The sequence below is a fragment of the Limnothrix sp. CMB-01 genome (assembly GCF_055193175.1).
Genome location: NZ_CM143720.1, coordinates 17630 through 33197, shown reverse-complemented (window position 1 = coordinate 33197; position 15568 = coordinate 17630). Strand labels below are relative to the sequence as shown.

Below are 15568 nucleotides of genomic sequence, written 5' to 3'. Positions count from 1 at the left end.
ATTGCTCAGACATCTTCTTGATCAGTTAATGGTTGCCCTATAAAGCAGACGGCTTGTACCCCAGCTTTTGGTAAACCGGGAGGGTGAAATGAAAACAACTCCCGCCGCCCGGCCGCTCATCAACCCAAATTTGTCCATAGTGGGCCGAATCGCCCGCTGGCAGGCAGCTAGCCCAATGCCATATCCTTCTGAGCGTTGATCTCGTTGCAGTCGGAATCGCTCCTTAAAGATGGAGCTACGTTGGCTGTCGGGAATGCCGGGGCCGCTGTCGCAAATGCTGACCTGCACATTCTGGGTGGTGCGGTGGAGGGCGGCCACATGGATTGTGCCCCCATCCGGCGTGTATTTCACGGCATTGTCCAGCAGGTTGGAAATCACTTGCCGAATTCGATCGGGTTGGCATAAACCACCGGCAAATCTTGGGGAATATCCGTTTCTAGGGTTTGGTGCTTCAGGCTAATTCGGCTGCTGAAGGTGTCAATCACCGCGTGACAAAGGGCCTTGAGATCCACGGATTGGGGTTGAATGTCGGCCTCTTGCCCCTCCCCTTGGGACACTTCCAACAGGTTGGCAATCAAGCGATCGATCGCCCGAATTTGCGATCGCGCCTGCATCAACAGTCGCTCCCGCAGGCTGTCGGTCATCTGGGCCGCCTGAATGGTGTTGGGTCGATAGCTGGCCTCCAGGGTCTCGATCGCCATCGAAGCCGCCGCTAAAGGGTTTCGCAAATCGTGGGCCACAATCTCGATCGCCCGATCCTTAAACCGCAACAGTTCCCTTAACTCCGCCTTTTCCCGCCCTAACCGAAAGACTTCATCTGACAGACGAATCACCTCCGCCGCCGTTGCCAACGACGAGGGCGAACCATCCGTCGGCATCATGTCCATCGGCTGGTTGTTCTCCGGCAAGTCCAAGCTGTCGTGAATTGCCTCTTGCCACCGCTCCCACCAAGCATCCAGTTGCTGGGCCAAGTCCATTCCCGTCAGGGTTTGGCGAGGGTGGGGATGCACCTTCACCAGCGCAGGCGTGGCAATCAGCCGGAAATGTTCAGCCACGTAGGGCTGCTCGGCCACGTCCACAATGTCGAAAGCAAAGGGGTAACGGGCTTTTAAGGACTGTAATCGACCCTGAATTAGGCTTGCTTGCTCCCAGGAACTGGAGCGGTGATCCACAAACAGAAGCAGTTGCAAGGGCGCGCGTGAGGCAGGGAAAGGATCGGGCGAAACCGACATAAGCGATGAACCATAAGATCAATAAGTTATGGATTCAGGTGGTGCACCGTGACCATCCACCCGCATTCCAGCCAAAAAGGCGCAAACTCTTTACAATCAACGTCAATCAAAATCAAGCTGCAAGCCAGTTGCAATCAAACTACATGCAAACGCTCATCAAGGGCAGTGGGGGGTGATGGAGCTGGCAGTGGTTGCCTCTGTCGATACCAATACCGCAGAAATGCCGTCGCTGGATCAGCCGTTGCTGGATCAAGGGTGGGTTTGGAAATGGGGCCGCAGGCTAAAAGTCGCCAGTCGGTTGAGTTCAGGCTAAGTTGAGCTTGAATGGGTGTTGATTTCTCCAGCCTATCGCTTTTTTCAGCGGGAGCTGCCAATTACGGTAAATCGGGAGGGGTAGAAGCGGCAATTCGATCGAGCGCCGAGCGGGCCGCCTTCGTCACGATCCCGGTTACAACTAGGGTGGCGATCAAACCCAAAATAAAGAGCAACCACTCGATCGGGCTTTTGGCTCGTTCTCCATACCCCGCAAACAGGCTGGCCAAGTCCCGAAAAGAAGCCCCGATATAGACATAGGCAACCGTTCCCGGCAACATCCCGATCGAAGCCAACAGGTAGTCTCGGATCGAAACCTGCGTTAGCCCCAACATATAGTTCAAGGCATTAAAGGGAAACAGCGGCGACAAGCGCATCAGCAACACAATCTTGAGGCCATCTTCTGCAATGGCGCGATCGATCGCCTGAAATTGTCGATTTCCAGCAATCCAGCGCTGTTCCACCCAATCCCGAATGCCATAGCGTCCCACCAGGAACGCCGCCAACGACCCCAGCGTGGCCGCCCAGAAAACAATCACTGATCCCCAACCCACCCCAAACAGCACCCCGGCCCCCAAGGTCAACAGCGATCCGGGAACCAGCGCCACCGTGGCAACCACATACACAACCATGAAAGCGACACCGCTCCAGGGCCCCAGATGCATAATTTCCGATAAAACCCACTCCAAGAACGCCTGCACGCTAACCAGCCTCCCTCAGCCCCAAATCGGTGAATTGCAAGGAATCCCTCGTTTTAGCCCCCCAATACTCTCCGTCTATAAAAATCCGCATCTATAAATCTGCTTCTGCCAGCCATCAAGTCATCAAAAATTTTTGGAAAATCTTACTTGAAATTTAGCTTGATCTTTTCTCGATCGCTACTCGATAAATTCTGAATCTATATTCCCTTCCTCGTTCTCTTCCCTATGGACAGTTAAAAGACCTAAATCAAAATTTTCCCGATGAAGACCCCGACAATAGCAGTAAAATGGTTCAATATTATCTATTGCCACAGAATTGATTCCCACAAAATCACTGGAGCAAAAGCTGCAACTAAAACGGTAACCAAATCCCACTAACCTTGAATTTGACTTTAGAATCTTTTCAGAATCACTTCGTGAATGTCCTATGGATCGGCCGTCCCAAGCTCCAATTCCGCTGCCTTCACACATTCACTACGAACTACTTCTTCAGTTGCTGGAACGAGAAACCAGTGGCACTCTCAAACGAGGCACGGAGGAACACCGACAGCTCCAAGAATTGGTGGCCACCCTGCGCCGGGCACTCGCCGTTCAAAAACAGTTGGAAGCCAGTTGCCAAAACAAACAGCTCCCGATCGAATATCACTGGTCGTTGAATCTGCCAGCCGTTGGCCCTCTGAGCAACGCTGCCAAAGGCGAAGAATAATCCAGAATCAATGATCAATCAGGAGCGATTGATTGATTGGCCAACCATCATCAATCAATTTCACCGATCAATGCTTGATCGACCTTTCATTTCGTATTGATCAATTTTTCATGATTGGCAGTTTGACTATAACCACCAAATTAGTGATTTTGGTTTGATATTGAAATAAATTCAAATGATTCAAGCAATTTCGATAACCTTTGAATAATCTCCAATTAAACTCACTATCGACTCTTTTCCTCCATTTGAATATTTTCTGAAAAAACCATCGCAGTTGATCAATAAAGTAATTTAGTTACCAGCTTTAGCTGATTAGAAATTGGCAAACCCAAAGCTTATTTGATCAGAAAATTAAAGATCAAAGGCTAATAGGCTAATTTAACGAATTTAAATTAACCAAAATAGATCAACATGGATTAATCAAGATCACAAGATCGATTGATCACCAAAATCGCTGGCTTTTGCTCAATTTTTGCCAGTTTAATTGGTCCTTCGCGCCGTGCTCAGTTCCCAATCTTCCCAAGCAGGATGCCAAAGGCCCCAGGCGATCACCCAAAGTGCTTGGGATAGCTCGTTTTGTGACCCATGGCGATCGCTAATTCTTAAGGATTGACCCAAGCCAGCCCGATCAAATCGACCCCATTTCAGAGAAGCTTGTGCCAGTTAGTGGCAGAATGATTTTGGTTTTGTCCATATTTTTAGCTGAATCCTAATTGCAAAAGATTCTCGTTTCTGTCGATTCCGAAACCTGTAAAAACCCCTCCCAATTAAAGATCCAGCCCATCAATGACTCAAGACAAATCTGCCGAATCAGGCGATCGCTCACAGTTTCCAATTTGCAACAAACTGAAATAATTAGCAGGATTATTTTTATCGAATTGTGTCAGATCCTAGAATTGCAGATCAGCGCCAATCGGCGATCTGGTAAAAGTGCCTAGAGAGCAAGCGTTTTCGAGTTTCCATCCTCATCCAACCCAGCCGCAGGAGAGAGTACCGGATGTTCACCTACGTCAAGCCCGCCGTGCGCCACGTCCAACCCGAAGATCTTCGGGGGCGGTCTTTAGTCAAGGTGGTCTACGTCGTTCTGGAAGCGCAGTACCAGAGCGCCTTGACGGCAGCAGTCAAGTCGATTAATGCCAACAATCCGAATGTGGCCGTAGAAATCAGCGGCTATTTGATTGAAGAGCTGCGTAGCCCCGAAAATTACGAAGCCTTTTGTGATGATGTGGCCAGAGCCAACATCTTCATTGCTTCATTGATCTTTATTGAAGACCTGGCCGAAAAGGTGGTGGCCGCCGTGCAGCCCCACCGAGATCGCCTCGATGCGGCCGTGGTTTTCCCCTCCATGCCCCCCGTGATGCGGCTGAACAAGCTGGGCACCTTCTCGATGGCGCAATTGGGTCAGTCCAAGAGCGTGATCGGCGAGTTCATGAAGAAGCGCAAACAGCAAAACGGCAGCGGCTTTGAAGACGCGATGCTGAAGCTGCTGCGGACGCTGCCGAACGTGCTGAAATTCCTGCCCGTGGAAAAGGCGCAGGATGCCCGCAGTTTCATGCTCAGCTTCCAATATTGGCTGGGTGGTTCGCCGGAGAACCTGGAAAACTTCCTGCTAATGCTGGCCGATAAGTATGTCTTTAAAACGGACAAATCGGGTCGCGATCAGTCACGCGAAAAGATTGATTTGGATTATGCCGAGCCGGTCACCTATCCCGACATGGGAATTTGGCACCCGCTAGCTCCCAAGATGTTTGAGGATACGAACGAGTATTTGGCTTGGTATCGCAGCTCGTCAGTCGTGCCCGATGCGGTGCGTGATCCCGATGCGCCCTGTGTGGGGTTGGTGTTGCAGCGGACGCACTTGGTGACAGGTGATGATGCGCACTATGTGGGCATGGTGCAAGAGTTTGAAGCCCAGGGCGCGAAGGTGATCCCGGTGTTTGCGGGGGGCTTGGACTTCTCGAAGCCGGTGGATGAGTATTTCTATTTGCCGAGCAAGAACGGCGGCGAACCGACCACGATCGTCGATGCGGTGGTGTCGTTGACGGGGTTTGCCCTGGTGGGTGGCCCGGCCCGGCAGGATCACCCGAAGGCGATCGAATCCTTGAAGCGGCTGAACCGTCCCTACATGGTGGCGCTGCCGTTGGTGTTCCAAACCACCGAAGAGTGGGAAGAAAGCGAGCTGGGCTTGCACCCGATCCAAGTGGCGCTGCAAATCGCGATTCCTGAGTTGGATGGGGCGATCGAGCCGATTATTGTCTCCGGTCGCGACGGCAACACCGGCAAGGCGATCGCCCTGCAAGACCGCATCCAGGCGATCGCCGAGCGTGCCCTCAAGTGGGCCAACCTGCGCCGCAAACCGAAGCTGCACAAGAAAGTGGCGATCACCGTCTTCAGCTTCCCACCGGACAAGGGCAACGTGGGCACGGCGGCCTATCTGGACGTGTTTGGCTCGATCCACGAAGTGCTGCAAGGGCTGAAGCGCGAAGGCTACGACGTGCAAGACGTGCCCGAGTCGCCCAAGGAGCTGATGGAAGCCGTCCTGAAGGATGCCCAGGCCCAATACGCCAGCCCCGAGCTGAACGTGGCCTACCGAATGAGCGTGGCGGAATACGAAAAGCTCACCCCCTATTCCAAGAAGCTGGAAGAGAACTGGGGCAAACCGCCAGGCAACCTGAACAGCGACGGCCAAAACCTGCTGGTGTTCGGGAAGCATTTCGGCAACGTGTTCATTGGTGTGCAGCCCACCTTCGGCTACGAAGGCGACCCGATGTTGCTGCTGTTCTCGCGATCGGCTAGCCCCCACCACGGATTCGCCGCCTACTACACCTACCTGGAAAAGGTCTGGGGCGCAGATGCGGTGCTGCACTTTGGAACGCACGGTTCGCTGGAGTTCATGCCCGGTAAGCAAATCGGCATGTCCAACGACTGCTATCCCGACAGCCTGATCGGCTCGATCCCCAACCTCTACTACTACGCCGCCAACAACCCCAGCGAAGCGACGATCGCTAAGCGCCGGGGCTATGCGGAAACGATTTCCTACCTGACTCCGCCCGCCGAAAACGCGGGTCTCTACAAGGGTCTGAAGGAACTGAGCGATCTGATTGGCTCCTACCAAACCCTGAAGGACACGGGCCGCGGCCCCTCGATCGTCGATGCGATTATCGAGCAAGCCCGCGCCGTCAACCTGGACAAGGATGTGGAACTGCCGGAAACGGCTGGGAAAGATCTGAGTTCCGAGCAACGGGACACGGTGGTGGGTTCCGTCTACCGCAAGCTGATGGAAATCGAATCGCGCCTGCTGCCCTGCGGTTTGCACGTGATCGGTAAGCCCCCCACGGCCGAAGAAGCGGTGGCCACCCTGGTGAACATTGCCGCCCTCGATCGCCCCGAAGACGGGATCATCGCCCTGCCCCGGATCATCGCCAACAGCATCTATCGCGACATCGAAGAGATCTATCGCAACAGCGATAAGGGCGTGCTGGCCGATGTGGAACTGTTGCAACAAATCACCCTGGCCACCCGCACGGCGGTGAAGGCCATGGTTGATGCCCAAATCGACACCGATGGTCGCCTCTCGAAGCTAGCCAAGTTCAACTTCTTCGGCTTCGGCACGCAAAAGCAGCCCTGGGTTGAAGCCCTGAGCGAGGCTGGGTTTAACAACGTCGATCGCGACTCCCTGAAGCCCCTGTTCGAGTACCTGGAATTCTGCCTCCAGCAAATCGTGGCCGACAACGAAATGGCCTCCCTGCTGCGGGCCCTCGAAGGGGAATACATCCTGCCCGGCCCCGGCGGCGACCCGGTGCGCAACCCGGAAGTGCTGCCCACGGGCAAGAATATGCACGCCCTCGATCCCCAGTCGATTCCGACCACAGCGGCGGTACAGTCGGCCAAGGTGGTGGTCGATCGGCTACTCGATCGCCAACGCCAAGAAAACGGTGGCGCATACCCCGAAACGATCGCCTGCGTCCTCTGGGGCACTGACAACATCAAGACCTACGGCGAATCCCTGGCGCAGATCCTCTGGCTGGTGGGCGTGAAGCCCGTGCCCGATGCCCTGGGTCGCGTCAACAAGCTGGAACTCGTTTCCCTTGAGGAACTGGGTCGCCCCCGGATTGATACGGTGATCACCTGCTCCGGCGTGTTCCGGGATCTGTTTGTGAACCAAATGGCCCTGCCCATCGCGCTGTCAAGATGGCCGCCGAAGCCGATGAGCCGTTGGAAATGAACTTCGTTCGCAAGCACGCCATGGCCCAAGCACAAGAACTCGGCATCAACCTGCGCCAAGCCGCCACCCGCGTGTTCACCAACTCCTCCGGCTCCTACTCCACCAACGTCGGTCTGGCAGTAGAAAACGGCACCTGGGAACAGGAAAAAGACCTGCAAGACATGTACCTATCGCGCAAGTCCTTCGCCTTCTCCGCCGACAACCCCGGCGAAATGGAGCAGTCCCGCGAGTTGCTGGAACGCGCCCTAAAGACCGTCGATGTGACCTTCCAAAACCTGGATTCGTCGGAAATTTCCATGACCGACGTGTCGCACTACTACGACTCCGACCCGACCAAGGTGGTGGCCAGCCTGCGCGGTGACGGCAAAAAGCCCGCCGCCTACATGGCCGACACCAGCACCGCCAACGCCCAGGTGCGCACCCTGTCGGAAACCGTCCGCCTGGATGCCCGCACCAAGATGTTGAATCCCAAGTGGTACGAAGGGATGCTGTCCCACGGCTACGAAGGGGTACGCGAGCTGGCCAAGCGCCTGAACAACACCCTGGGCTGGAGCGCCACGGCGGACGCGGTGGACAACTGGGTCTACGAAGACACAAACGACACCTTTATCGCCGACCCCGAAATGTGCAAGCGGCTGATGGATCTCAACCCTCACTCTTTCCGCCGAATGCTGGGCACGTTGCTGGAAGCCAACGGCCGTGGCTACTGGGATACGAGCGACGAAAACCTCGATCGCCTGCGGGATCTCTACCAAGAAGTGGAAGACCGAATCGAAGGCATTGAATAACGTCTTCGGCTGGCATACCCAGCGCTGATTGCTAGCATGGAGATAGGTCTTCTGTCTCCATGCTTTTGTTTGTGGAAGGATATGGTTTGAAATGTATATAAAACGTCTAGCGCTAGAAAATTATCGAGGCTTTCAAAACCTCAACATCGACTTTCCAAAAGAAAATCGCAATCTAAGTGTTTTTGTCGGAATAAATGGTGCTGGCAAATCTTCCATCCTTGATGCTCTATCTGTAGCGCTGCAAGGTTTTGTTTATAGTCTTTACTCGCTACAAGACGAAAATGTTGAGTGGTCTCTTCGTGACTTGCACCAATTTGATATTCATCCTGATGATATTCAGGTTGACTCTGACCACCTCCTTATAGCAGCCGACTGGGAGATGACTATAAAACAATTTCATGGTCGATTGGATATGCACAATACATCCAACAGTTATCACTTTTTGGCTTGGCGGATGTAGATAAACAAGCCAATACCGATTTTCTTTTGTCAATTCATGCTCAAGAGTTATCCGATTACTTTAAGTCAGTTGGTATCAATTCTGAACAATTTAATTCCTCAAAAGCAATTGATATCCGATTCTTGCCGGTAATAGCATACTATCCAGCTAGAAGAACAGAAGTTTATTCGTCGCATAATCGACGAACTCGACCCCCAATCTATAGCTTGCAGTCTCCTTATGGCGACTATCCCAACTCATTTAGCATTTCATCTCAAGATATTACTTCTCTTTCTGAATGGTTCAAGAGTGAAGAAGATATTGAAAATGCTGAACGATTAACATTCAATATTGAATATCGACGACCCAACTTACAAGTTGTCAGGTCTGCACTAGAAACATTTTCTAAGCAGATTGGTGGTAGTTTTTTTCGAGAAGTTCAGGCTTTACGATTACAGAAAAATCTTTGGAACCCTAGAACCTTACTAACAGTTCAAAAAGAGTCAGCCAGATTAAAGGTTCAGCAACTCTCTGATGGAGAGAAAATGCTGTTGGTGCTGGTGCTTGATATTGCTCGTCGCATGGCTGTTTTCAATCCTTTCTTTAGTACGCCTGAAGAGGCTTTGCAGGGAAAAGGAATTATTTTAATTGACGAAATTGATGCACATTTACATCCCACCTGGCAACGTATGGTTTTACCTGCGTTGACATCAACTTTTCCCAACTGTCAGTTTATTGTGACAACTCATTCACCTCAGGTCATTAGTTCAGTACCTAGCGAATCAATCTTTGTCCTAGATGGTGGCTCAGTGATCTACAATCCTGGCTATACCCACGGTAGAGATACCAATTCAATTCTTCGAGAATTAATGGATGTCTCTGATCGGATGCCTAAAATTCAGGAAAAAATTGATGAATGCTTTTGCCTCGTTGATGATGAAAATCTAGAAGAAGCCAAGCTAAAGCTGAAAGCACTCAACGAGGTTTTGGGTAACAATGATCCAGATATCATTCATCTTAAAACCATGATTGATTTTCTTGAGGAAAATCCTTCTTACCCTGAGCTAACCAGCTGATCGCAAAGATTTATGAAATATATCTCAAAAGCCAAAAAAGAGCCTACTTACTGGCAGGAATACTGTGCAAAGGTTCAAGCTTCTGGCATGTCTGCAAAAGAAGGCTATGAAGCCAGTGATGTGCCTAAAGCTAGACTCTTAGAAGACTTGGTAAAAGAGCAGGGAGCAATCTGTTGCTACTGTATGCGTAGAATTCAGAAAAATTCGAGCGCACCACCACATATCGAACATTATTTACCACAGTCCCTATACCCTGCTCTGGCTCTTGATTACAAAAACTTATTAGCTGTTTGCCAGGGGAGGTCAGCGGATGGAAAAAATATCTCCTATCACTGCGATCATGAAAATGCTAAATCTAATCAAGAATTAAATTGTCTCATTGACGCGATCAGAGGTGTGAATCCGCTATCAGATACCGTCCCAGTGGAAGAGTAGACGGTCAAAATAACCTTGATGTAGAGGAAGATATTCAGACACTGAATCTGAATTCACCTGTTTTGGTCAACGGGAGACGTGACACCCTCAAGGAAATAGAGAAAATGATTCAGAAAGCTTTTAAAACAAAAACTGTTACCAAAGCATTTATCCAAAAGCAAATAGAACGATATAGTAGCCGTGACTCGGATGGATACTTTAAGGAGTATTGCCAAGCCATAGTTTATGTTTTGAAGAAACGCTATTTACCAAAAGCTCAGTGATCTACGAGGGCCGGAACACCAGACGGGAACCCTACCATGCGAGAAAATCGTTGGCTTTTGAAGTCGATCGGGCTGGCGGAATGGCGACCTAAGGATGAGCGATATCGCTTTGCTGACCTTTACGTTTATGGGTTTAATATGAACAAAAAAGGGATGCGATAAAGCATTTTGTTGATGTAGCTGGTTACGGGCTGGCCAAGATAGTACGGAACCGGGGATCAGGAAGAGCGTTGAAGAAACTACAAGCCGATCGCCCTGTTTAAGAATATCGATTTCATTGCTGATCTTAGTGTGGAAGTAATGCATCGCATCGCTTCCACACCAAAGTTTGCACCTATCAAAACCAATGAGTCAACAACTGGGCACTGTTAGAAATGACTTGCCAAAGTCCGATGAAAGCTAAGATTTTGGTGATGTAGGCTAGCCAGTCAGTTTTAGCTGTTGACCTAGCAGCAGCATGGCGCTGTTTCATGGTTGATGCTCCTGGTTACCATTTTTTGTAGGGCAGGAATTTTCCATTCATGGTGATTTTCACGGGATCGCCCTTGGGATTTTCTTCTTTTTCAATGTCCAAGGTGAATTCGATCGCGCTCATGATCCTATCACCAAACTTCTCAAGAAGCACAGCTTTCATCAGCATTCCATAGACCTGCATGATTTCGTAGACCCGATAAATCAGCGGATTGGTAGGAACCATGGGCCCCAGCCCTTTGACCGAAGATTCTGTCAGTTCTGGCACTAAATCTTCGCTGAGTCCCAGAGCGTTGAGCAGCTTGCTAGCTTCATCAGCAGAGGCAGAAGCTTGGCGAGATCACCGCTGCAATCCACACTTCATCCCGACCCATCGCCTGTCCAGCTCCGTGAATGTCACCCCCTTTGCCTTTTTAGCTGCCAATAGGGTTGCGGTGATTGCGGGAATTTCAGTGGTAGACATATTTTTTCCTTTCAATGTTTGGGTTGCGTTGCTGATTTTGACGGGGTTGATTCTGTCTGTGGTCAATGGTGGTTATTTCCGCACCCGAGACTCTTCCACAGCCCGTGTTTCGTAGGACAAATGCTGTTCCATGGCCGCTTTCAGTTCGTGATAGCCCGGATATTGATCCAGTTCTTCCCGACGGCGCGGCCGAGGAAATGGCACATCCAGCACCTGAGCAATGCCCGCAGCCGGGCCCCGTGTCATCATCACAATCTTGTCAGACAACAGCAGCGCTTCTTCAATGCTGTGAGTAATCAAGATCACGGTCTTCCGTTCTTGCTCCCAAATTCGCTCAATTTCGTCTTGGAGAAAACCGCGTGTGAGCGCATCCAAAGCGCCAAAGGGTTCATCCATCAACAAAATTTGTGGATTGATTGCCAGCGCCCTAGCAATGCCTACCCGTTGCTTCATTCCCCCTGAAAGTTCATGGGGGTGTTTAGCCTCAGCTCCCCGTAGCCCCACCAAACCGATGTAGTCTTGGACGATTCATTTCCGTTGGGCAATTCCCATGGTTGGGTAGACTGTTTCCACCGCAAAATCGATGTTTTGCAACCGTCATCCAGGGCATCAGGGCATAGTTTTGAAACACAACGCCGCGATCGGGCCCAGGTGCAGAAACCGGCTGACCATTGATGCTGACTTGTCCCGTGGTGGGCTGAGATAATCCCGCAATAATGTTCAGCAACGTGGACTTTCCACAACCCGATGGCCCAATGATCGAAACGAAGGTGTTAGGCTCCACTTCCAGATCAATATCCGCGATCGCCACAAAAGATTTTGAGGTGCGCCGCAGCAATTTGTCCATTGTGCCCGTGCGTCCCGGGAATACTTTGGAAATACCGTGCAGTGTCAGATGCGCTACAGGCGTTTCAAGGGAGGGGAGCGCCATTTTAGATGCAGGAACTTGCATGGATTAAGACCTTTGACCAAAGGAAACTCGATGTTGTAATACACCAAATAGGTAGTCCATCAGCAGCCCTACCAGCCCAACAATCAAGATGGCAGTAATGATGCTGGTGATCTTCAAGTTATTCCATTCATTCCAAACGAAATAGCCAATTCCACCACTCAACAGAATCTCCGCCGCCACAATCACCAACCAAGCAATTCCTAGGCTAATTCGTAGCCCGGACACAATGTTGGGGGCAGCAGCCGGCAAAATCACTTTGGTAACGATTCGCCAGCGGGAAGCGCCTAAGGTGTGGTCACGTTCAGATAGGCTGGATCTACATTACTGACCTCGAACTTGGTGTTAATTAGGGTCGGCCAGATGCTGGTGATTGCGATGACAAACAGGGCTGTTCTTTCCGAATCTCGCATGAGTGCCAAACCCAATGGCAGCCAGGCGAGCGGAGAAACAGGACGCAGAATTTGAATGAAGGGGTCAACGGCTTTGGAAACCACGGGCGATAGACCAATCAAAATTCCCAGGGGAATGGCGATCGCCGTGCCAATCAAAAACCCACTCAAAACTCGGCGCAAACTGGTCAATAACAAAAGACCAATGCCCTGATCATTGGGCCCATTATCAAAAAATGGGTTCGAGATCCAAAACCAAAGATCGGCGATCGTTTGGCTAGCAGAGGGCATGATGGGCAAGAAGAGTTTGGAATTTGCGCCCAACTCCCACAGACCCAAAAACACTAGCAGAATTCCCACAAACAACAAGAAGGCTTGTTGGTCGGTATTCAGCCGAAATGGCTTAACCTTTGATGGAGCAGAGCGGAGTACTTCATTGGTCACGATGGTAAACCTCGCTAGACTTTAAACCGCTTGATTTGCTCATCAACGTAAGCAGCAGGGTCTTTGGGATCGAAGGTGTCATACTTCAGCTTTTCAGACCGCTCGACAGTGCTGGGCGGCGTTTGACCCAGTTCTTTTTGCAGTTCCGCTGCCAAATCCGTCAAGAAGATATCTTGCGATCTTGTCGTAATCTGCCTTGTCTTTGGGCATCAGATCCCAGCGGACTAATTGTGCTGCAATCCACTTGGAAAAACTCTTCCAAGGATAGGGATCAAACCCGATGCGATCGGGCACATCCTGCGTATTGCCCAGCCCATCTTCAAATTTGCCCGTTAGCACAGCTTCCACCACAGGCAAGGGTTGATTGAGATACTTACGCTCAATCAAAGCCCTGGCAATTTCAGGACGATTAGCTGGCGTATTTGCATAGGCAGCCGCATCAATAATCGACTTGTTTACGGCCCGGAAGGTGTTGGGATTTGCATCAATCCACGATTGACTAGCGGCAAAAGCACAGCAGGGGTGTCCATCCCACAGATCTTTCGTCAACATGTGAATGAACCCAACCTGTTCAAAAACAGCCCGTTGATTGAAGGGATCAGGCATCAACATGGCATCAATTTCACCTGCTGCCATTTTGGCAACACTGTCCGGCGGTGGCACGGGTGAAATTTGCACATCCTTATCTGGATTCAGTCCCCCAGCCGCTAGGTAATAGCGAATCAGCATATTGTGCATCGAAAATGGGAAGGGCACGCCAATTTTGAAGCCCTTGAAGTCTTTGGCTTCCTTCACCTTGCCTTTATGCTTGGCAGCAACGGTAATTGCCTGACCATTGATGTTTTCAATGCTGGCCAGCTTGATAGGAAATGCTGCTGAACCTAAGCCGAGGGTGATCGCGATCGGCATGGGAGAAAGCATGTGGTAAGCATCGAGTTCACCCGCGATCGCAGTCCCGAACAGCGGCCCAGTTGGGCATCTTTTTCACTTGCACATTCAAGCCATATTTGCTGTAGAAACCCAGCGGCTCCGACATCACGATCGGGGTGGCGCAGGTGATAGGAATGAACCCGATCGTTAAATCCTTTTTCTCCAAATTCGTTGGCGCATCCGCCGCAGGGGACTGATCTGTTGTAGGGGCTTGACCCTGTTGTGGTCGCAGCCAGCAGCGGCGATCAATGCTCCAGCCACCACCACCCGTTTTAGGAATTCTCGTCGGCTAAATTCACTGTTGTGAATGGTGTTGCTAAAAAATTCCGTGGAGTGAACACCGAATGCGGCTGCAAATACCTGATCAAGCCCGCCTGCTTCCTTAATCAGCGCCTGACAAAAGCGTTCTCGCTCTGGGTTGCCGCCCATTTGTCGCAGCAGCAGCGCTTCTTTCATCTCCACTTCAGTCAGTGTCCTGGCCAGCTCTAGGGTTTCAGGCTTGTACAAACCCATCCGAATGAGATCATTAACGAGTTCTGCTGGATCGTGGGGCATTCCTTCGGCCGCTTGCCAGTGATCCTGAGGAAAATGAGTTCCTCCGCAGGGACAACGACTGAGTTCGACTTGAGCCTGAGAGCGAATATCCACTGATGACATGAGCTGCTCCAATTGGTATTGCGCAGGACAACATTCGGGTCTGTTGCTTTGCACAATACCAAGGAACAATGGGCGATCGCATTAGAATTTTTTTGGCAAGAGTAGGATTTTTTTTCGCTCTTCAAAGAACAACCTAGAACTTTGTGGGAAGTTTAGAAAATTCTCATTTGGAAAATAATGCGCTAGAAGTCCCTAATTTCGGAAAAATTAAGCAAAAAGCGTCAATTTTTCTGAAATTCTGGAATCACATCTGCGCTTTATGCAGAGATAGTTCTATACACAAATAATTGATCTATTTTGTTGTATTCAATACCATTCCTATGCGAATCGTAGTCGCACAGAGTTTCGCCAGGACTGGGGCGGATCGCCATAGAGCTGCCGAAATTGGCGAGTGAAGTAAGCCACGTCTGCATAGCCCACTCCCGCTGCAATTTGGCGCACGGGTTGATCGGTTTCACAAAGTAACATTCGTGCCTGGGACATACGGCGTTCCGTAATCCAACGCTTGATGCTGTAGCCCGTTAGCTCTTGGGTCAAATTCGTTAAATAGGCAGGTGAATAGCCGACCGCCTTGGCCACATCATTTAACCCATTGGGCGGTGATAATTAGCTTCAATGAATGCAAATACTTGTGATAAACGAGAACAGTCAGGAAAAATTCCGTTTTCGGATTGACTGTTTATTTTGCTTTCTGCTGGGGATGCATGAAAACTCGCTGCCAATTGGGCTTTTCGTTCTAGGCGAGTAGTGATCGCCGCCAACAATTGTTCAACGCTACAGGGCTTGGTTAAATAATCATCTGCGCCCAATTCCATCCCCTGGCGCAAATCTGCCATGGTTGCTTTGGCAGTGAGGAAAATAAATGGAATTGCAGCGGTGGCCGGATGGCGACGAATGGCTGATAGAACGCTGTAACCATCAAGATCAGGCATCATAACGTCGCAGATAATCAAATCTGGCAGATGCATTTGGGCTAACTTGATCCCGATCGAACCGTTCTCAGCCTCGATCGCACAAAACCCCTCAAACGTCAGACATCCCATGAAGATGCTGCGGGTTTGCGCTTCGTCTTCAATCACCAAAAC

General features: G+C 50.7%; 8 protein-coding genes and 6 pseudogenes. 6 read left to right on the top strand and 8 right to left on the bottom strand.

The genetic code is table 11. From position 1 onward, the window contains the following. Positions 1-37: 37 nt before the first annotated feature. Together ACZA91_RS00190 and ACZA91_RS00185 are read right to left on the bottom strand one after the other, a co-directional pair. Positions 38-1232: pseudogene (locus tag ACZA91_RS00190) on the bottom strand (histidine kinase). Between the two features lie 374 nt (positions 1233-1606). Further along, on the bottom strand, positions 1607-2245 hold the full coding sequence (locus tag ACZA91_RS00185) for a TVP38/TMEM64 family protein (RefSeq protein WP_370567699.1): 639 nt from the start codon (positions 2243-2245) through the stop codon (positions 1607-1609). A 427-nt stretch (positions 2246-2672) separates the two neighbouring features. Here ACZA91_RS00185 and ACZA91_RS00180 point away from each other — a divergent pair, with 427 nt between their 5' ends. The 6 genes and pseudogenes from ACZA91_RS00180 (at position 2673) to ACZA91_RS00155 (ending at position 10339) form a co-directional block, all read left to right on the top strand. Then, positions 2673-2951 carry a DUF5340 family protein gene (locus ACZA91_RS00180; protein WP_463184061.1) on the top strand — a complete coding sequence of 93 codons (279 nt, stop codon included), beginning with the start codon at positions 2673-2675 and terminating at the stop codon, positions 2949-2951. 997 nt (positions 2952-3948) lie between these two features. Continuing rightward, a pseudogene (locus ACZA91_RS00175) lies at positions 3949-7964 on the top strand (magnesium chelatase subunit H). Between the two features lie 91 nt (positions 7965-8055). Further along, the gene (locus ACZA91_RS00170) at positions 8056-8424 is read left to right on the top strand and encodes an AAA family ATPase (RefSeq protein ID WP_463184122.1); all 369 of its coding nucleotides are present in this window, start codon (positions 8056-8058) and stop codon (positions 8422-8424) included. Continuing rightward, positions 8412-9479, top strand: a complete 1068-nt coding sequence (locus ACZA91_RS00165; RefSeq protein ID WP_463184120.1) for an AAA family ATPase — start codon at positions 8412-8414, stop codon at positions 9477-9479. Before ACZA91_RS00170 ends, ACZA91_RS00165 begins: the two co-directional genes overlap by 13 nt. A gap of 12 nt (positions 9480-9491) precedes the next feature. After that, complete coding sequence (locus ACZA91_RS00160; RefSeq protein WP_463184118.1) at positions 9492-9914, top strand: retron system putative HNH endonuclease; 423 nt, start codon at positions 9492-9494, stop codon at positions 9912-9914. A 299-nt stretch (positions 9915-10213) separates the two neighbouring features. After that, positions 10214-10339: a hypothetical protein gene (locus tag ACZA91_RS00155; protein ID WP_255407535.1), complete on the top strand. Its 126-nt coding sequence runs from the start codon at positions 10214-10216 to the stop codon at positions 10337-10339. Between the two features lie 325 nt (positions 10340-10664). On the opposite strand, the pseudogene cynS reads toward ACZA91_RS00155, so the two are convergent. The 6 genes and pseudogenes from cynS to ACZA91_RS00125 form a co-directional block, all read right to left on the bottom strand. Then, positions 10665-11111, bottom strand: a pseudogene (gene cynS / locus ACZA91_RS00150) (cyanase). Between the two features lie 72 nt (positions 11112-11183). Next, a pseudogene (locus ACZA91_RS00145) lies at positions 11184-12042 on the bottom strand (ABC transporter ATP-binding protein). Positions 12043-12066: 24 nt separating this feature from the next. After that, positions 12067-12896: pseudogene (locus ACZA91_RS00140) on the bottom strand (ABC transporter permease). A 14-nt stretch (positions 12897-12910) separates the two neighbouring features. Next, positions 12911-14483: pseudogene (locus tag ACZA91_RS00135) on the bottom strand (ABC transporter substrate-binding protein). 318 nt (positions 14484-14801) lie between these two features. Continuing rightward, positions 14802-15062: a helix-turn-helix domain-containing protein gene (locus ACZA91_RS00130; protein WP_463184117.1), complete on the bottom strand. Its 261-nt coding sequence runs from the start codon at positions 15060-15062 to the stop codon at positions 14802-14804. A 5-nt stretch (positions 15063-15067) separates the two neighbouring features. Further along, positions 15068-15562, bottom strand: a complete 495-nt coding sequence (locus ACZA91_RS00125) for a response regulator transcription factor (protein WP_463186481.1) — start codon at positions 15560-15562, stop codon at positions 15068-15070. Positions 15563-15568: the final 6 nt, after the last annotated feature.

What these genes read in the sequence shown, in the direction of transcription:
- ACZA91_RS00155 (WP_255407535.1), top strand. Translation starts at nt 10,214, where the DNA reads ATGCGAGAAAATCGTTGGCTTTTGAAGTCGATCGGGCTGGCGGAATGG.
- ACZA91_RS00180 (WP_463184061.1), top strand. Translation starts at nt 2,673, where the DNA reads ATGGATCGGCCGTCCCAAGCTCCAATTCCGCTGCCTTCACACATTCAC.
- ACZA91_RS00160 (WP_463184118.1), top strand. Translation starts at nt 9,492, where the DNA reads ATGAAATATATCTCAAAAGCCAAAAAAGAGCCTACTTACTGGCAGGAA.
- ACZA91_RS00170 (WP_463184122.1), top strand. Translation starts at nt 8,056, where the DNA reads ATGTATATAAAACGTCTAGCGCTAGAAAATTATCGAGGCTTTCAAAAC.